The sequence below is a fragment of the Variovorax sp. V93 genome (assembly GCF_041154485.1).
Classification (GTDB): domain Bacteria; phylum Pseudomonadota; class Gammaproteobacteria; order Burkholderiales; family Burkholderiaceae_C; genus Variovorax; species Variovorax beijingensis_A.
The window spans coordinates 5,370,099-5,386,634 of the sequence record NZ_AP028669.1 but is presented as its reverse complement, the minus strand read 5'-3'; the positions used below and the strand labels follow the sequence as shown (position 1 = coordinate 5,386,634).

Annotated in this window: 18 protein-coding genes; 13 read left to right on the top strand and 5 right to left on the bottom strand. The window is 69.2% G+C overall.

The annotated features are described in order from the left end of the window. The first annotated feature begins 18 nt into the window (after positions 1-18). The 13 genes from ACAM54_RS25615 to ACAM54_RS25555 all read left to right on the top strand — a co-directional run bounded on the left by ACAM54_RS25615 (position 19) and on the right by ACAM54_RS25555 (position 13,551). Positions 19-1,047, top strand: coding sequence for a histone deacetylase family protein (locus tag ACAM54_RS25615; protein ID WP_369649347.1), 1,029 nt, complete (start codon positions 19-21; stop codon positions 1,045-1,047). Continuing rightward, positions 1,044-2,102, top strand: a complete 1,059-nt coding sequence (locus ACAM54_RS25610) for a phosphotransferase (RefSeq protein ID WP_369649346.1) — start codon at positions 1,044-1,046, stop codon at positions 2,100-2,102. The genes ACAM54_RS25615 and ACAM54_RS25610 overlap by 4 nt, the downstream gene beginning before the upstream one ends. Positions 2,103-2,112: 10 nt before the next feature. Next, entirely contained in the window at positions 2,113-3,396 is a 1,284-nt protein-coding gene (locus ACAM54_RS25605) for an aspartate aminotransferase family protein (RefSeq protein WP_369649345.1), read from the top strand. 65 nt (positions 3,397-3,461) lie between these two features. Continuing rightward, a complete protein-coding gene (locus ACAM54_RS25600; protein WP_369649344.1) occupies positions 3,462-4,667 on the top strand; it encodes a M20 aminoacylase family protein in 1,206 nt (401 codons plus the stop codon). A gap of 30 nt (positions 4,668-4,697) precedes the next feature. Next, on the top strand, positions 4,698-5,690 hold the full coding sequence (locus tag ACAM54_RS25595) for a tripartite tricarboxylate transporter substrate-binding protein (RefSeq protein WP_192324924.1): 993 nt from the start codon (positions 4,698-4,700) through the stop codon (positions 5,688-5,690). A gap of 432 nt (positions 5,691-6,122) precedes the next feature. Next, on the top strand, positions 6,123-7,037 hold the full coding sequence (locus ACAM54_RS25590; RefSeq protein WP_209535681.1) for a dihydrodipicolinate synthase family protein: 915 nt from the start codon (positions 6,123-6,125) through the stop codon (positions 7,035-7,037). Between the two features lie 37 nt (positions 7,038-7,074). Further along, positions 7,075-8,217, top strand: a complete 1,143-nt coding sequence (locus ACAM54_RS25585) for a branched-chain amino acid ABC transporter substrate-binding protein (RefSeq protein ID WP_369649343.1) — start codon at positions 7,075-7,077, stop codon at positions 8,215-8,217. A gap of 14 nt (positions 8,218-8,231) precedes the next feature. Continuing rightward, on the top strand, positions 8,232-9,167 hold the full coding sequence (locus tag ACAM54_RS25580; protein WP_369649342.1) for a 4-hydroxyproline epimerase: 936 nt from the start codon (positions 8,232-8,234) through the stop codon (positions 9,165-9,167). Between the two features lie 11 nt (positions 9,168-9,178). After that, positions 9,179-10,309, top strand: a complete 1,131-nt coding sequence (locus ACAM54_RS25575) for an NAD(P)/FAD-dependent oxidoreductase (RefSeq protein WP_369649341.1) — start codon at positions 9,179-9,181, stop codon at positions 10,307-10,309. Further along, positions 10,306-10,554, top strand: a complete 249-nt coding sequence (locus ACAM54_RS25570; RefSeq protein ID WP_369649340.1) for a (2Fe-2S)-binding protein — start codon at positions 10,306-10,308, stop codon at positions 10,552-10,554. The genes ACAM54_RS25575 and ACAM54_RS25570 overlap by 4 nt, the downstream gene beginning before the upstream one ends. Beyond that, on the top strand, positions 10,551-11,843 hold the full coding sequence (locus ACAM54_RS25565; RefSeq protein WP_369649339.1) for an FAD-dependent oxidoreductase: 1,293 nt from the start codon (positions 10,551-10,553) through the stop codon (positions 11,841-11,843). Before ACAM54_RS25570 ends, ACAM54_RS25565 begins: the two co-directional genes overlap by 4 nt. A 29-nt stretch (positions 11,844-11,872) precedes the next feature. Next, a complete protein-coding gene (locus tag ACAM54_RS25560) occupies positions 11,873-12,541 on the top strand; it encodes a GntR family transcriptional regulator (protein WP_145739058.1) in 669 nt (222 codons plus the stop codon). An 86-nt stretch (positions 12,542-12,627) separates the two neighbouring features. Continuing rightward, positions 12,628-13,551 carry a fatty acid desaturase family protein gene (locus ACAM54_RS25555; protein ID WP_369649338.1) on the top strand — a complete coding sequence of 308 codons (924 nt, stop codon included), beginning with the start codon at positions 12,628-12,630 and terminating at the stop codon, positions 13,549-13,551. A 19-nt stretch (positions 13,552-13,570) separates the two neighbouring features. Here the strand turns inward: ACAM54_RS25555 and ACAM54_RS25550 are convergent, their stop codons facing one another. From ACAM54_RS25550 to ACAM54_RS25530, 5 genes are all read right to left on the bottom strand, one after another. Then, entirely contained in the window at positions 13,571-13,885 is a 315-nt protein-coding gene (locus ACAM54_RS25550) for a hypothetical protein (RefSeq protein WP_145739062.1), read from the bottom strand. Positions 13,886-13,970: 85 nt separating this feature from the next. Then, complete coding sequence (locus ACAM54_RS25545) at positions 13,971-14,141, bottom strand: hypothetical protein (protein ID WP_164547821.1); 171 nt, start codon at positions 14,139-14,141, stop codon at positions 13,971-13,973. A gap of 99 nt (positions 14,142-14,240) precedes the next feature. Then, on the bottom strand, positions 14,241-15,671 hold the full coding sequence (dbpA, locus tag ACAM54_RS25540; RefSeq protein WP_369649337.1) for an ATP-dependent RNA helicase DbpA: 1,431 nt from the start codon (positions 15,669-15,671) through the stop codon (positions 14,241-14,243). A gap of 88 nt (positions 15,672-15,759) precedes the next feature. Continuing rightward, positions 15,760-16,032: a translation initiation factor IF-1 gene (infA, locus tag ACAM54_RS25535; RefSeq protein ID WP_015867950.1), complete on the bottom strand. Its 273-nt coding sequence runs from the start codon at positions 16,030-16,032 to the stop codon at positions 15,760-15,762. A 61-nt stretch (positions 16,033-16,093) separates the two neighbouring features. Beyond that, positions 16,094-16,354 (bottom strand): hypothetical protein, encoded by a 261-nt coding sequence (locus ACAM54_RS25530; RefSeq protein ID WP_015867949.1) that lies wholly within the window; start codon positions 16,352-16,354, stop codon positions 16,094-16,096. Between the last annotated feature and the right edge of the window lie 182 nt (positions 16,355-16,536).

Sequence of the window (16,536 nt, the reverse complement as noted above, 5' to 3'; positions counted from 1 at the left end):
GACCGGAGAGACACACCGATGAAAGTCGTCTACAGCGATACCCACAAGGACCACGACCCGCAGCTCTTCATGGTGCGCGGCAAGCTCAAGCGCAGCAACGAGCAGCCCGAGCGTGCATTCCGCCTGCTCGAGGCGGTGCAGCAGGAAGGCCACGAGATCGTCGCCACGCGCGACTTCGGCGCCGGCCCGCGCGCCGCCATCCACACGCCCGAGTACCTGCGCTTCCTCGAAACCGCCTACGCGCGCTGGCAGCTGCTGGACGACCCGTCGGAAGAAGTGATGCCCAACATCCACCCCTTCCCGGGCCAGCCCTGCACCTACCCCGACAGCGTGGTCGGCCAGGCCGGCTTCCACATGGGCGACAACGCCTGCTCCATCGGACCACGCACCTGGGAGGCCGCCATCGCCTCGGCGAACATGGCCACGCATGCGGCGCAGCTCGTGCTCGACGGCGAGCGCGCGGCCTATGCGCTGTGCCGCCCGCCCGGCCACCACGCCTATGCCGACCGCGCCAACGGCTTCTGCTATCTCAACAACGTGGCCATTGCCGCGCAGCACCTGCGCGGCGTGCACGACCGCGTGGCCATCCTCGACATCGACGTGCACCACGGCAACGGCACGCAGGGCATCTTCTACGGCCGCGCCGACGTGCTGACCATTTCGCTGCACGGCGATCCGCGCAACTTCACGCCCTTCTTCATCGGCCATGCGCACGAGCGCGGCGAAGGCGAAGGCCTGGGGTACAACATCAACAAGCCGCTGCCGCTGGGCACCGACATCGACGGCTACCTGCCCGCGTTGCGCGATGCCTGCGACAGCATCCGCGCCTATGCGCCCGGCGCGCTGGTGGTGGCGCTGGGACTCGACGCGCACGAGCGCGATCCCTACAAGGGCATGAAGATCCAGACCGCCGGCTTCGCGGTACTGCTGGCCGAGATCGCGCACCTGGGCCTGCCCACGGTGCTGGTGCAGGAAGGCGGTTACCTCTCCGACGACCTCGGCCCGAACATCGCGAGTGCGCTGCGCGGTTTTGAAAGCGCAGCATGACGCCAACTGCGGACTTTACCGACGCGCAGGTGCTCAGCGAAGCCTCGCCCGCGCTCGACGACGCCTGGGTGCGCGAGCTCGCGCGCGAGCGCTACGGCATCGAAGGCGACATGAAGCCGCTGACCGGCGAGCGCGATCGCAACTACCGGCTCGAGCGTGCGGCCGACGGCGCCCGCTTCATGCTGAAGATCTCGCACCCGGCCGAGACCGCGCAGGTCGCCGACTTCCAGACCCAGGCGCTGCTGCACCTCGCGGCCACCGACCCCGGCCTGCCGGTGCAGCGCATCGTGCCGACGCGCGAGGGCGCCGCTTCCTTCGTCTGCGACCCGGGCGACGGCCTGCCGCGCGTGGTGCGCCTCTTCAGCTACCTGCCCGGCCTGCCGCTGCCCGAGGCGCCGCGTACGCCGCGGCAGCAGCAGAACCTCGCGCGCATGCTGGCCCGGCTCGACCTCGCGCTTGCGGGCTTCGAGCACCCGGCCGGCGAACTGCCGCTGCCCTGGGACCTGCAGCGCGCCGACAGCGTGCGCGGCCTGCTCGCGCACATCGCCGAGCCCGAGCGCCGCGCGCTGGCCGCCGCCGCGCTCGACCGTTTCGAGCGCGACGCCAAGCCGGTGCTGCGCACGCTGCCCGCGCAGCCGATCCACAACGACTTCAACATCTACAACCTGCTGGTCGACCCGGCCGACACCGACCGCATTGCCGCGATCCTCGACTTCGGCGACATGGTCCGCGCGCCGTGCATCAACGACCTGGCCGTGGCTGCCGCCTACCAGGCCGGCACCGACGGCGATCCGCTCGCGGCCATCGTGCCGCTGGTCGCCGCGTACCACGCGGTGCGGCCGCTGTCGCCAGCGGAGGCGGGCGTGCTGTTCGACCTGATCACGGCGCGGCTCGTGATGGTGGTGGCCATCAGCGGCTGGCGCGCCGCGCGCTATCCCGAGAACGCGCCCTACCTGCTGCGCAACAACCCGCTGTCGTGGGCGCGGCTGCAGGCCTGCGAGCGCGTCGGCAGCGCCGCGGCGACAGCAGCCTTTCGCCGCGCGCTGAAGCTCTGAGAGATCGCCCATGACTTCCCTCGCCCCCTCGACCCAGGCCCTCGTCGAGCGCCGCGCGCGCGTGCTCGGCCCGGCCTACCGCCTGTTCTACGACACGCCGCTGCATCCGGTGCGCGGCGAAGGCGTGTGGCTGTACGACGCCGAGGGCCGGCCCCATCTCGACGCCTACAACAACGTCGCTTCGGTCGGCCATTGCCATCCGCACGTGGTCGAGGCCATCGCGCGCCAGGCCGGCGTGCTCAACACCCACACGCGCTACCTGCACGAAGGCGTGCTCGACTACGCCGAGCGGCTGCTCGCCACCCTGCCGGCCGAACTCGCGCATGCGATGTTCACCTGCACCGGCAGCGAGGCCAACGACCTCGCGATGCGCATCGCACGCGCGCACACCCGGGCCGAGGGGCTGATCGTCACGCGCTTCGCGTACCACGGCGTCACCGCGTCGATTGCCGAGGCCTCGCCTTCGCTCGGCAAATTCGTGCAGCTCGGCGACGCAGTGCGCACCGTGCCGGCACCCGACAGCTACCGCATCGCGCCCGGCGAACTGGGCCGCGCGTTCGCGAACGGCGTGCGCGAGGCCATCGCGGACCTCAAGGCGCACGGCATGCGCCCGGCCGCGCTGATGGTGGATACCGTGTTTTCGAGCGACGGCATCTTCACCGACCCGCCGGGCTTCATGGCCGAGGCGGTGGACGCGGTGCGCGAAGCCGGCGGACTCTTCATCGCCGACGAAGTGCAGCCCGGCCTCGGCCGCACCGGCGATGCGTTCTGGGGCTTCCAGCGGCATGGCGGGGTGCCCGACATCGTCACCATGGGCAAGCCGCTCGGCGCCGGCCACCCGCTGGCCGGCCTCGCGGTGCGGCCCGGGGTGCTGGCCGCCTTCGGCCGCGAGTGCCGCTACTTCAACACCTTCGGCGGCAACCCGGTCTCGATGGCCGCGGGCATGGCGGTGCTCGACGTGATCGAGCGCGAAGGCCTGATGGCCAATGCGCAGCGCGTCGGCCGTTACCTGCGTGCGCAGATCGCGAAGCTCGCCGAGCGCCATGCGCTGATCGGCGACGTGCGCGGCGCGGGCCTCTTCGTGGGCGTGGAGCTCGTCACGGACCGCCGCGCCCGCACGCCCGCCACCGCGGAAGCCGCGCGCATCGTCAACGGCCTGCGCGAGCGGCAGGTGCTGCTGAGCGCCACCGGCGAACATGCCAACACGCTCAAGATCCGCCCGCCGCTGGTGTTTTCCGAAGCCAACGCCGACCTGCTGGTCGAGACGCTCGACCAGGTGCTGGCCGGCCTCTGACCGATCGCATGGCGCCGATCGCCGCCTTGCGCCAGAATCGTTCGCCCCCCACGACCCTTGCCACCATGAACATCGTCGACTCCTTTGCCAACAGCGTCTCCCGCTTCGTCGATATCCGGCGCGACATCCACGCCCATCCCGAACTCGGCTTCGAGGAGCACCGCACCTCCGAGAAGGTGGCGGGCCTGCTCGCCGAATGGGGCATCGAGGTGCACCGCGGCATTGCCGGCACCGGCCTGGTCGGCGTGCTGCGCAAGGGCACCGGCACACGCACCATCGGCCTGCGCGCCGACATGGACGCGCTGCCGCTGCACGAGGCCAACGAGTTCGCCCACAAGTCCACCCACACCGGCCGCATGCACGCCTGCGGCCACGACGGCCACACCACCATGCTGCTGGCCGCCGCCTGGCACCTGTCGCAGCAGGGGCCCGACGATTTCGACGGCACCGTGCATTTCATCTTCCAGCCGGCCGAGGAGATGGGCAAGGCCGGCGCCAAGAAGATGATCCAGGACGGCCTGTTCGAGCGCTTCCCGTGCGACGCGGTCTTTGCGCTGCACAACTTTCCCGTCGGCGACGTGGGCCGCTTCGCGCTCAACGAAGGCGCGCTGATGGCCTCGAGCAACACCTACAGGATCACCATGCATGGGCGCGGCACGCATGCCTCGATGCCGCACACCGGCATCGACCCGGTGGCCGCGGTGGTCACGCTCGCGCAGCAGCTGCAGACCATCGTGCCGCGCACCATTCCGAGCACCGAGCGCGCCCTGCTCGCGGTCACGCAGCTGCAGGGCTCGGATGCGCCCAACGTGATTCCCGACGTGGCCACGGTCGGCGGCACCATCCGCACCTTCTCCATCGAGGCCATCGACAAGATCGAGGCGCGGCTGCGCGAAGTGGCCGCGGGCGTGGCCGCGGCGCATGGCTGCACGGCCGAGGTCTTCTTCAACCGCTCCTCGCCGCCGGTGGTCAACCACCCGGCCGAGGCGCGCTTTGCCGCCAGCGTGATGCGCGAGGTGGTGGGCGATGGCATGGTCACCGACAACTTCCCCGCCGTGATGGGCGCCGAGGACTTTGCCCACATGCTGCTCGCGCGGCCCGGCTGCTACGCCTTCCTGGGCAATGGCGACGGCGACCACCGGCTCGACGGCCACGGGCCCGGCCCTTGCATCATCCACAACACCTCGTTCGACTTCAACGACGAGATCATTCCGATCGGCGCCAGCTACTTCGTGAAGCTGGTGCAGCGCTGGCTGCCGCCGGGCGGCTGAGCGAAGAAATTTTCCACTGCAACGACGATGATGAAAGCGGCCAACCCGATGACCTCCACCCTGTTCACCCGGCGTTCGCTCGCTGCCCTTGCAGCCGCCGCGGCACTCGGCGCCCTTGCGCCCGTGCACGCGCAGCAGCGCGTGATCCACATCGTCGTGCCCTTCGGCACCGGCGCGGTGCAGGACACGGTGGCGCGCGCCTTCAACGCCGAGCTGGGCGCGGCGCTCAACGCCAGCGCCATCGTCGAGAACCGCGCGGGCGCGGGCGGCACGGTGGGCGCGGCGGCGGTGGCCAAGGCGCCGCCGGACGGCAACACGCTGGTGCTCGCGGCCGCGAGCCACAACATCGCGGGCTTCCTGTACAGCAAGCTGTCGTACGACCCGTTGAAGGATTTCGTCGGCGTGGCCAACATCGGCAACGCGGGCTACGCGCTGGCGGTCTCGAGCGGGCTCAACGTGTCGAACACGGCGGACTTCATCAAGGAGGTCAAGGCCAATCCGGGCAAGTACAACTACGCCTCGGCCGGCAACGGCAGCGCCACGCACCTGGCGATGGCGTCGTTCCTCGCCAAGGCGGGGCTGCAGATGACGCACATCCCGACCAAGTCGACCGGCGAGGCCGTCAACGAGGTGCTCGCGGGCCGCGTGCAGGCCGTGATCTCGTCGAGCATCGGCGTGATGGGTTTCCAGGCCGATCCGCGCATGAAGCTGCTCGCGTCCACCGGCCAGGCGCGCAGCCCGTTCCTGCCCAGCCTGCCGACGGTGGCCGAGAGCGGCCTGCCGGGCTACGCCTTCGATTCATGGATCGGCCTGCTCGCGCCGGCGGGCACGCCCAAGGCCGAGGTCGAGCGCCTCAATGCGGCCACCAACAAGGTGCTGTCCGATCCGGCGATCCAGGAGCGCTTCAAGCGCCTGGGCGTGGAGCCGCGCACGCAAAGCGCGGAGGAGTTCCAGAAGCTGCTGCGCGCGGACTGGGATGCGATGGGGGCGGTGGTGAAGGCTTCGGGAGCGAAGATCGACTAATCTTGTGCTGTTGTTCTTGGCGCTCTTGTTCGGGGCGCTGTTGTTCGGGGCGCGTGCACAGGCCACCGGGTACTCCCCTCCGCGAATGTCCCCCGGCCTGCGGCCTCCTCCTTGATTTCGCTGCGGGGAGCACCCGATGCCCTGTGCACAGGGCACGCTGTTGGTTCGCGGCTGATCAACCCGTGCTCTGAACACGAGCACGCTGATGGGGTGCCTTGCGCAGCGAAATAAAGGAGGAGGCCGCAGGCCGGGGGACATTCGCGGAGCAAGGTACCCCGTCGGCGTGATCGCGCCCCGAAGGTCCCGTCTGTGCCCCGATATCACAGAAGCCCCTAACTCCGAAAGAGCGCGTCCCCTACACATATCTTGACGATATATCATTAATATATTTAAAGTAGGACCCTTCCCCACCGCACATCCAGGAGCGCTCACGTGACCCAACCCCGCTGGCAAGGCATCTTTCCCGCCATCACCACCAAGTTCCACGCCGACGAAAGCATCGATGCCGAAGGCACCGCGCGGCATATCGACTTCCAGATCCGCAACGGCATCCACGGCCTCGTGACCTGCGGCTCGCTGGGCGAAGCCAGCACGCTCACGCTCGAAGAGAAGCTGCAGGTGGCGAAGATCGCGCTGGAAGCGGCCGACGGCCGCATCCCGGTGCTGGCCAATGTGTCGGAAACCAGCACGCGCGAGGCGCTGCGCTATGTGGACGGCGCCAACAAGCTCGGCGTGGCCGGCTTCATGGTGATGCCCTCGGTGATCTACGTGGCCGACGCGCGCGAGGCCATGCTCAATGTGCGCACCATCGCCAATTCGGCGCAAAAACCCATCATGGTCTACAACAACCCGGTGGCCTACCGGGTGGACCTGAAGCCCGAGCACATGCTGGAGCTCGCGGACTGCGAATGGATCGCGGCCATCAAGGAAAGCTCGGACGACATCCGCCGCATCACGGACCTGCGCAACACGGTGGGCGATCGCTACCAGCTGTTCCTGGGCGTGGACGACCTGGCCTACGAAGGCCTGGCGCTGGGCTGCGACGGCCTGCTGGCAGGCGTGGGCTGCGCCTTCCCGCGCGAGACGGTGGCGCTGTACGACCTGATGAAGGCGGGCAAGTTCGCCGAGGCGCTGAAGCTCTACCAGTGGATGACGCCGATGCTGCACCTGGACGTGTCGACCAAGCTGGTGCAGAACCTCAAGCTCATCGACGTGCTGGTGGGCGTGGGCAGCGAGCACATGCGACGCCCGCGGCTGCCGCTCATCGGCAATGAGCGCGCGGCCATCGAGGCCATCGTGAAGAAGGCGCTGGCCACGCGGCCAGCGCAGTACCAGTCGGTCATGTAATAACCGCTCTTTTCATTGTTCCAACCCAGGAAGAAGCATGAAGACAAAAGCAAGCATGGTTCCACTTCTCAGCGTCGTCGGCCTCGTGGCACTTGCCATCCCTGGCCTGGCGAATGCGCAGGAGCAGGTCGTCAAGATCGGCCACAGCGGGCCGCTCTCGGGTCCCAATGCCTTCGCGGGCAAGGACAATGAAAACGGCGTGCGCCTCGCCATCGAGGAGCTCAACGCGAAGAAGCTCACAGCCGGCGGCAAGACGCTGAAGTTCGAACTGGTGTCCGAAGACGACCAGTGCGACGCCAAGACCGGCGTGAGCGTGGCGCAGAAGTTCGTGGACGACGGCGTCAAGTACGTCATGGGCCCGTACTGCTCGGGCGTGGCCATTCCGGCTTCGCGCATCTATGCCGACGGCGGCACCATGGTCTCCACCGTGGGCACCAACCCGAAGGTCACGCAGGGCGGCTACAAGAACCTGTACCGCATCATCGCGAGCGACAACCAGATCGGCTCCAGCATGGCCGTGTATGCGGCCAAGGAGCTGAAGGTGAAGAAGGTCGGCGTGATCGACGACCGCACCGCCTTCGGCCAGGGCCTGGCGGAAGAGTTCACCAAGGAAGCGAAGAAGCAGGGCCTCACGGTGGTCGGCCAGGAGTTCACCACCGACAAGGCCGTGGACTTCACCGCCATCCTCACCAACATGAAGGCCAAGGCGCCCGAGGCCATCTTCTTCGGCGGCTATGCGCCGCAGGCCGCCCCCATGGCGCGGCAGATGAAGCAGCTCGCGGTGCCCGGCAAGCTGCTGGGCGGCGACACCGTCTGCAGTCCCGCCACCGGCAAGATCGGCGGCGACGCGGTCAACGACCTGGTGTTCTGCTCGCAGGGCGGCTCCATGCTCGAGAAGGCGCAGACCGGTCCGGCCTTCAAGGAGAAATTCAAGAAGCGCTTCAACGCGGACCCCGATGCGTATGCCGCCTCCTACTACGACCAGGTGCTCTTCATCGGCGAGTCGATGAAGAAGGCCAACTCGATCGACCCCGACAAGGTGGGCGCGCAGCTCTACAAGGACACCTACAAGGGCGTGGCCGCCACCTACAGCTACGACGACAAGGGCAACATGAAGCAGGCGCCCATCACCGTCTTCACCTTCAAGAACGCGGCCCCGGTGCCCATCGCCAGCTACTGAACGGACGACGCCGCATGCAGCGCATCCAGATCATCGATTCGCACACGGGCGGCGAGCCCACGCGCCTGGTCATCGGCGGGTTTCCCGATCTGGGCGGCGGCAGCATGGCCGAGCGCCGCGCGCTGCTGGCCGAGCGGCATGACAAATGGCGCGCGGCAACAGTGCTCGAGCCACGCGGCAGCGACGTGGTGGTCGGCGCGCTGCTGTGCGAGCCGGTGTCGCCCGATGCCGCAGCCGGCGTGATCTTCTTCAACAACGCCGGCTACATCGGCATGTGCGGCCACGGCACCATCGGCCTGGTCGTGAGCCTCGCGCACATGGGGCGCATCGGCGTCGGCGAGCATCGCATCGAGACGCCCGTGGGCACGGTCACGACCACGCTGCATGCCGATGGTTCGGTGAGCGTGCGCAATGTGCCGGCCTACCGGCATCTGCACCAGGTGGCGGTGGATCTGCCCGGCCACGGCACCGTACGCGGCGACGTCGCCTGGGGCGGCAACTGGTTCTTCCTGGTGAGCGAACACGGCCAGCGCGTGGCGAGCGACAACCTCGCCGCGCTGACCGGCTACACCATCGCGCTGCGCCGCGCGCTCGCGGCGCAGGGCATCACGGGCGCCGAGGGCGCGGAAATTGACCACATCGAACTCTTCGCCAACGACAGCGAAGGCGCCGACAGCCGCAACTTCGTGCTCTGCCCCGGCAACGCCTACGACCGCTCGCCCTGCGGCACCGGCACCAGCGCCAAGATCGCCTGCCTCGCGGCCGACGGCAAGCTCGCGCCGGGCGAGGTGTGGACGCAGGCCAGCGTGATCGGCAGCCGCTTCGAGGCCAGCTACGCATTGGAAGACGGCAGGGTCATTCCGACGCTGCGTGGCCGCGCGCACATCAGCGCCGAAGCCACGCTCCTGATCGACGACAACGATCCTTTCGGATGGGGAATCCGGCTCTAGCACCGGCCGCCATGGACACGGATGTGATCGTCATCGGCGCCGGCATCGTCGGTGCCGCCTGCGCGCATGCGCTGGCGCAGGCCGGCCGCCGGGTGCTGGTGCTCGATGCGCGCATCGGCGGTGCCACCGGCGCGGGCATGGGGCACCTGGTGGTGATGGACGACAACCCGGCCGAACTTGCGTTGAGCCGGCATTCGATGGCGCAATGGCGCGCCCTGGCGCCCCGCATGGGCGAGGACTGCGCGTACAGCGCCTGCGGCACGCTCTGGATCGCGGCCAACGAAGAAGAAATGGCCGAGGCCGAGCGCAAGCAGCAGCGGCTGCATGCACACGGCATCGACAGCCGCCTGCTCGATGCACCCGCGCTGACCCGCGCCGAGCCCGCCTTGCGCAAGGACCTCGCAGGCGCGCTCGAAGTGCCCGGCGACGGCATCCTCTATGCGCCGAACGCGGCGCGCTGGCTGCTCGCGCAGGGCGGCGCTTCGATCCGCGTCGAGCACGCGAAGGTCGATGCCATCGAAGACGACGGCACGCTGCAGCTCGCGGACGGCAGCCGCCGCACCGCGCCCCAGATCGTGCTGGCCAACGGCATCGAAGCGACGACGCTGTGCCCCGAACTCCCGATCCGCCCCAAGAAGGGCCACCTGCTGATCACCGACCGCTACCCAGGCACGGTGCACCACCAGCTCGTCGAACTCGGCTATGTGACCAGCGCGCACCACAGCGACGGCGATTCGGTCGCCTTCAACGTGCAGCCGCGGCCCACGGGCCAGCTGCTGATCGGCTCCTCGCGCCAGTTCGGCACCACCGATCCGGCGGTCGAAGCGCCGATGCTCGCGCGCATGCTGCAGCGCGCGCTCGACTACCTGCCGGGGCTCGCGGACCTCAACGCGGTCCGCTCGTGGACCGGCCTGCGCGCCGCGACGCCCGACGGGTTGCCGCTGCTGGGCAAGCACCCCTGGCGCGAGAAGCTCTGGCTTGCCGTCGGCCACGAAGGCCTGGGCGTGACCACCGCGCCGGGCAGCGCGCACCTGCTCGCGGCGCTGATGACCGGCGCCGCGCCCGGATTCGACGCGGCGCCGTATGCGCCGCGCGGCCTGCTGGAGGAGCGCATGAGCGCAGCGCCAAGGGTGCACCAGTGAGCGGCCAGACCCTGCTGCACATCGACGGCCATCTCGTCCGCGTGAAGGCGGGCAGCTCGGTCGCCGCGGCGCTGCGCGTGGCCGGCGGCATGGGCGTGGCGCGCACCTCCGTCACGGGCCAGCCGCGCGCGCCTTTCTGCGGCATGGGCGTGTGCCAGGAATGCCGCGTGTTGATCGACGGCCGGCGCAGGCTCGCCTGCCAGGCGGTCTGCGCCGAAGGCATGCGCGTGGAGACCTCGGGATGACGGCCATGGCGCTGGAGCACTGCGACCTGCTGATCGTCGGCGCGGGCCCCGCCGGCATGGCCGCGGCGGTGGCCGCCGCGCCGAGCGGCGCATCGATCGCCGTGATCGACGACAACCCCGCGCCCGGCGGGCAGATCTGGCGCGACGGCCCCGGTGCATCGCTGCCCGTGGCTGCCCGCACCTGGCGCGATGCACTCGAACGCCATTCCAACATCCGCGTGTGCAGCGGCACGCGCGTCGTCGCGGCGCCTGCGCGCAACGAACTGCTGCTCGAAGATGCCGAACGCGGCTGGCGCATGCAGTGGAACAAACTCATCCTCTGCACCGGCGCGCGCGAGCTGCTGCTGCCCTTCCCGGGCTGGACGCTGCCCGGCGTCACGGGCGCGGGTGGATTGCAGGCGCTCATCAAGGCGGGCCTGCCGGTCGAAGGCGAACGCATCGTGATCGCGGGCAGCGGGCCTCTGCTGCTCGCCGCCGCGGCGACGGTGCGCGCGGCGGGCGCCAAGGTCGTGCGCGTTGCCGAGCAGGCGTCGTTCGCGGCGGTCGCGGGCTTTGCCGCCAGCCTGCTGCGCTGGCCGGGCAAGGCGATACAGGCGGTGACGTTGGCCGATGGGCAGTACCGCACCTCGTCGCGCATCGTTTCGGCGCACGGCGGGGCGCAGGTCGAGTCGGTCCGGCTTCTCCAGGGCGACCGCGAGGTGGAGATCGCCTGCGAGCGCGTCGCCTGCGGCTTCGGCCTCACACCGAACACGCAGCTCGGCCGGATGCTGGGCTGCGCCCTCGCGACTGCCGACGGTGGCGCCCAGGCGCTGGCCGTCGATGCACTGCAAGCCACCAGCCTGCCCGGCATCTACGCGGCCGGCGAATGCACCGGTTTCGGCGGCAGCGAGCGCGCGCTGGTCCAGGGCACCATCGCCGGCCATGCGGCGGTCGGCAACGAGCGCGCAGCGAAGCCGCACGAAGCCGAGCGGGCCCGCTGGAATGCCTTTGCGGCGCGGCTGCACCGAAGCTTCGCCCTCGGCCCCGCCATCAGGCAGATGCCGCAGCCCGGCACCCTCGTATGCCGCTGCGAAGACGTACCCTTCTCCGCATTGGCGGATTGCAGCGGCTGGACCGACGCCAAGCTCCATCGCCGCTGCGGCATGGGTGCCTGCCAGGGGCGCGTGTGCGGCGATGCGGCGCAGTTCCTGTTCGGCTGGACGCCGCCCGCGCCGCGGCCGCCGCTCTCGCCGGCGCGCATCGCAACGCTGGCCGGCCTCGCGGACCATGAGGATGTGGACCGACAATGAGCCCGAAGCAGCTGCAGCAAAAGAAATCAATGTCCGCCACGAAGACCGTGCCCCGCCCCCAGCCCAAGCGACGGGCTGCCGACCTCGCCTATGACGCGATCGAGACGCTGCTGTCCACGCTGCAGCTGGAGCCCGGCAGCCAGATCGTCGAAGCCGACCTCGCCGAGCGCACCGGCCTGGGCCGCACCCCGGTGCGCGAGGCGCTGATGCGCATGGTGTCCATCGGCCTCATCGTGCAGCAGCCGCGCCGCGGCCTGCTGGTGTCGACCATCGACCTGGCCGACCACCTCGACGTGATCCAGACCCGGCGCGTGCTCGAACGGCTGATTGCAGCCTGCTCGGCGCGCCGCGCCACCGCGCTGCAGCGCAAGGAGATCGTGCGCTGTGCCGAGCTGATGGTGAAGGCCGCCCATCGCGGCGACCTGAACGACTACATGCAGGCCGACCGCGCGCTCGACCTCGTCAACCACCAGGCGAGCCATAACGATTCGGCGGTGAAGGCCGTGATTCCGGTCATCGTGCAATGCCGCCGCTTCTGGTATGCCTACCAGCATGAAGGCGAGATCGTGGAAGGCGCCAATGCGCACCTCGAGCTCGCGCAGGGCATTGCAACCGGCGACGAGGCCGCGGCCGTCGCGGGCGCCAACCGCCTGATGGACTACCTCGAGCTGTTCGCCCGCAAGGTGATCGACAACTGAGGTCCCGGTTTGCGGGCGCGTCCGCCAGGCGGCAAGCCCGGGGAATTCCGCGTGCCGCGGCCGGGCCATCGGCGCATACTGGCCCGATGGCCGTCGCCCCCCGCGCCCAACCCGAGGACTTCTTCACCACCGAGGAGTGGCAGTCGCTCACCGCCCGTTCGTCATGGAAGGGCCTGTGGCTGGTGGCGCACTGCTGGGGCGTCATCGGCGCCGCGATGCTCGCGGGTATCGTGTGGCCGTGGACCGTGCCGCTCATGGTGCCGATCGTCGGCGCGCGGCAGCTCGGGCTCTTCATCCTCATGCACGATGCCGCGCATGCGGGCCTGCACTGCAGCCGCAGGGTCAACGACTGGGTGGGTTACTGGCTGTGCTCCTCCACGCTGCGCGGCTACCGGCCCTACCACCTGCAGCACCACCGCTTCGTGCAGCAGACCGAAGACCCGGACCTGGTGCTGTCTGCGCCCTTCCCGATCACGCGTGGTTCGATGTGGCGCAAGGTCGTGCGCGACCTGAGCGGCCAGACCTTCTACAAGCAGCGCTTCGGCCACATCGCCGAAGGCATCCGGCACCGCGCACCCGGCGAATCGGCGCTGAAGGCCTTCGGGCGCGAGCTGGCGAAAGACCGCCGCTTCCTCGCCGGCAACGGCCTCGGCCTGCTGGCCTTCGCGCTGGCCGGGCATGGGTGGGCCTGGCTCCTGATGTGGCTGCTGCCGATGGCCACCTGGCTGCCGCTCGTGAGCCGTGTGCGCAACATCGCCGAGCATGCGCTGGTGGCGCAGAACGAGGCCGATCCGCTGCGCCAGGCGCGCACCACGCACGCCGGCTGGCTGGAGCGCGCGCTGGTGGCGCCCTACTGGGTCAACTACCACTGCGAGCACCACATGTTCACCAGCCTGCCCTGCTGGAGCCTGCCGAAGGCGCACCGCCTGCTGCAGCGGCGCGGCGCCACCGCGCGCATGGAAGTGCAGCCGGGCTACCTGAGCCTGCTCAAGCGCGCCGCGCCCGCCTGACGGGCGCCCGGCCGCTGCTTCAGTCCGCGGCCAGCTCGGGTCCGGGCCAGCCCAGCAGCTCGGCCAGCCGCTGCACGATCCAGCCGGCCTCGGCCGCCGACACGCCGGCTTCGGGCGCCGTCAGCCCGGCATGGATGCGCCGCAGGATCTCGCTCTCGACCGGCACCTCGGTGTGGTGCTGGATCTGCGCGTGGCCCACGAGGTGGCTGGCGAGGTCCTCGCAGATCTCGTAGCGCTCGCGCACCACGCCGATCGGCTCCGACAGGCGCTGGCGCGCATCGCTGTAGACCGCGAAGAACGAGGGCGGGATGAAGATCTGGTTGTCGTCGGACATCGCGGATTGGTTTGTGGCTGCCCCAATGACAAAACGCGCCCGGGGGCGCGTTCGTCGCGGCTCTTGCGAGCCTCCGGGGGCTGGATCAGCCGCCCTTCTTGGCGCGCTTGCCGGGGTTCTTCTTGCTGCGCGTGGCGGTGCCGCGTTCCAGGCTGACCTTCTGGCCGCCACCGGACTTGGGCAGGGCGTAGCCGGGCAGGGGCGTCGGCTTCGGGGTGGCAACGCGGTCGGCTTCGGTACGAATTTTCTTGGGCATGAAAAGCTCGGGTAAAAAAGTGATGTTCGAGGCTCAATTAGGCCACAGCGGGGATTTTGCCTGCCGGAAGCCGAAGCAACCGGCACGGCGGGGTGACTTTCAGAGCTCCAGCAGGCGCACCTTCACGCTCTTGCCCTTCACGCGGCCGCTCGAGAGCTTGCGTGCCGCTTCGGCCGCAATGCCGCGCTCCACGGCCACATAGGTCGAGAACTCGTTGACGTTGATCTTGCCGACCTGGTCCTTGGCGTAGCCGCAGTCGCCGGTGAGCGCGCCCAGCACGTCGCCGGCGCGGATCTTCTCCTTGCGCCCGCCCACGATCTGCAAGGTGGCCATGGGCGGCGCGAGCGGCACGCCCTGGGCCGGCGTGAGCTCGGCCAGCGGGTGCCATTCGGATTCGCGGCCCTGCAGCTGCTCGATCTTGCCGACGCTGCCCATCTCGTCCATGCTGGCCAGGTTCAGCGCAAGGCCTTCGGCGCCGCCCTGCTGGCCCACGCGGCCGGTGCGTCCGATGCGGTGGATGTGGATTTCGGCGTCCGGCGTCACGTCGACGTTGATCACGGCCTCGAGCTGCGCAATGTCCAGCCCGCGCGCCGCCACGTCGGTCGCCACCAGCACCGAGCAGCTGCGGTTGGCAAACTGCACCAGCACCTGGTCGCGCTCGCGCTGCTCCAGCTCGCCGAACAGCGCCAGTGCGCTGAAGCCCTGGGCCTGCAGCACCTCGACGAGGTCGCGGCACTGCTGCTTGGTGTTGCAGAAGGCCAGCGTGCTGACGGGGCGGAAATGGTCGAGCAGCAGGCTCACGGCATGCAGCCGTTCGCTTTCCTTCACCTGGTACCAGCGCTGGCGGATCTTGCTGCCTTCATGCTGCGCCTGCACCGTGATCTGCTCGGGGCTCTTCATGAACTGCTGCGCGAGCTTGGCGATGCCTTCGGGGTAGGTGGCCGAGAACAGCAGCGTCTGGCGCTCCTTGGGGCACTGGCGCGCCACCTTCACGATGTCGTCGAAGAAGCCCATGTCGAGCATGCGGTCGGCCTCGTCGAGTACCAGCGTGTTGAGCGCCTCGAGGTTCAGGTTCTCGCGCTCCAGGTGGTCCATGATGCGGCCCGGCGTGCCCACCACGATGTGCGCGCCGTGCTCCAGGCTGGCGATCTGCCCGCGCAGCGCGACGCCGCCGCAGAGCGTGACCACCTTGATGTTTTCCTCGGCGCGCGCCAGGCGGCGGATTTCGGTCGTGACCTGGTCGGCCAGTTCGCGCGTCGGGCACAGCACCATCGCCTGGATGGCGAAGCGGCGCGGGTTCAGGTTGGAGAGCAGCGCCAGCGCAAAGGCGGCCGTCTTGCCGCTGCCGGTCTTGGCCTGCGCGATCAGGTCCTTGCCGAGCAGCGCCGGCGGCAGCGCGGCCGCCTGGATCGCCGTCATCTGCGTGTAGCCGAGCTGCGTGAGGTTGGCCAGCATCTGGGGCGAAAGCGCCAGCGCGGCAAAACCGTTCTCGGCCTGGGGGTCGCCGGCTGTGGAAGAGGGTGTGGTCATCGTTTTGCAGCCGGACGGCCGCAACAAAAACAAAGGCCTTGCAAGCGCCCGCCGCGGGGCGCTTGCAAGGCCCTTCGTCCGTCGCGGATCAGCGGCGAGGTGCGTTGTTGTTGCCGGAGTTGGTCGGCGGCGGGCCGCGACGCTCCAGGTGGCGGAAGGTGATACGGCCCTTGGTCAGGTCGTAGGGCGAGAGTTCGAGCGACACCTTGTCACCCGCCAGGATGCGGATGTGGTGCTTGCGCATCTTGCCGCCGCTGTAGGCGATCAGCTGGTGGCCGTTGTCGAGCGTCACGCGGTAGCGCGAGTCGGGCAGGACTTCGGTCACTGCGCCGTTCATTTCGATCAGTTCTTCCTTGGGCATGTGTGATTACCTCTGAATTCTCGTTCGATGTGTGTTGGAGATGAAGATGGGCGTAATTGTTTCAGCCTGCGCACGGCAAGGCCAGCGGCGCGCTGCGGGGATGGCGTTCGCGCACCCAGCCGAGGCCCTGGGCGACGGCATAGCGTGCCGCGGCGGCGTGGCTGGCAAAGCGCGGCGTGAAACGCATCACGCGGTCGTGCATGCCGCTGCCCCGGCCGGAGCGGATCGAGACGGACGCGGCGAAATTGCCGTCGTCCTGGTGGCGAATGAGCGGCGAAACAAGGTACTTGCCCACCGCGATACTGTGTTGAATGATGTCCATGAAGCCTTGGCACCCTGCGCGGAAAGTGTGCGCGGGATGCCGAAAAAATAATTGAAAACGGGCGTGGGCCGGCCGGAATGGCGCGGCGGACGCGCTATTCGCTTCAACAAGAACGAAGGCAGTGGTGGCAATCATGGGCGCCCGGTCTGGCGCTCCAACACACTGTGAAGCCGGCTTGAGGA

What these genes read in the sequence shown, in the direction of transcription:
- ACAM54_RS25615 (WP_369649347.1), top strand. Translation starts at nt 19, where the DNA reads ATGAAAGTCGTCTACAGCGATACCCACAAGGACCACGACCCGCAGCTC.
- ACAM54_RS25610 (WP_369649346.1), top strand. Translation starts at nt 1,044, where the DNA reads ATGACGCCAACTGCGGACTTTACCGACGCGCAGGTGCTCAGCGAAGCC.
- ACAM54_RS25605 (WP_369649345.1), top strand. Translation starts at nt 2,113, where the DNA reads ATGACTTCCCTCGCCCCCTCGACCCAGGCCCTCGTCGAGCGCCGCGCG.
- ACAM54_RS25600 (WP_369649344.1), top strand. Translation starts at nt 3,462, where the DNA reads ATGAACATCGTCGACTCCTTTGCCAACAGCGTCTCCCGCTTCGTCGAT.
- ACAM54_RS25595 (WP_192324924.1), top strand. Translation starts at nt 4,698, where the DNA reads ATGAAAGCGGCCAACCCGATGACCTCCACCCTGTTCACCCGGCGTTCG.
- ACAM54_RS25585 (WP_369649343.1), top strand. Translation starts at nt 7,075, where the DNA reads ATGAAGACAAAAGCAAGCATGGTTCCACTTCTCAGCGTCGTCGGCCTC.
- ACAM54_RS25580 (WP_369649342.1), top strand. Translation starts at nt 8,232, where the DNA reads ATGCAGCGCATCCAGATCATCGATTCGCACACGGGCGGCGAGCCCACG.
- ACAM54_RS25575 (WP_369649341.1), top strand. Translation starts at nt 9,179, where the DNA reads ATGGACACGGATGTGATCGTCATCGGCGCCGGCATCGTCGGTGCCGCC.
- ACAM54_RS25565 (WP_369649339.1), top strand. Translation starts at nt 10,551, where the DNA reads ATGACGGCCATGGCGCTGGAGCACTGCGACCTGCTGATCGTCGGCGCG.
- ACAM54_RS25560 (WP_145739058.1), top strand. Translation starts at nt 11,873, where the DNA reads ATGTCCGCCACGAAGACCGTGCCCCGCCCCCAGCCCAAGCGACGGGCT.
- ACAM54_RS25555 (WP_369649338.1), top strand. Translation starts at nt 12,628, where the DNA reads ATGGCCGTCGCCCCCCGCGCCCAACCCGAGGACTTCTTCACCACCGAG.
- ACAM54_RS25550 (WP_145739062.1), bottom strand. Translation starts at nt 13,885, where the DNA reads ATGTCCGACGACAACCAGATCTTCATCCCGCCCTCGTTCTTCGCGGTC.
- ACAM54_RS25545 (WP_164547821.1), bottom strand. Translation starts at nt 14,141, where the DNA reads ATGCCCAAGAAAATTCGTACCGAAGCCGACCGCGTTGCCACCCCGAAG.
- dbpA (WP_369649337.1), bottom strand. Translation starts at nt 15,671, where the DNA reads ATGACCACACCCTCTTCCACAGCCGGCGACCCCCAGGCCGAGAACGGT.
- infA (WP_015867950.1), bottom strand. Translation starts at nt 16,032, where the DNA reads ATGCCCAAGGAAGAACTGATCGAAATGAACGGCGCAGTGACCGAAGTC.
- ACAM54_RS25530 (WP_015867949.1), bottom strand. Translation starts at nt 16,354, where the DNA reads ATGGACATCATTCAACACAGTATCGCGGTGGGCAAGTACCTTGTTTCG.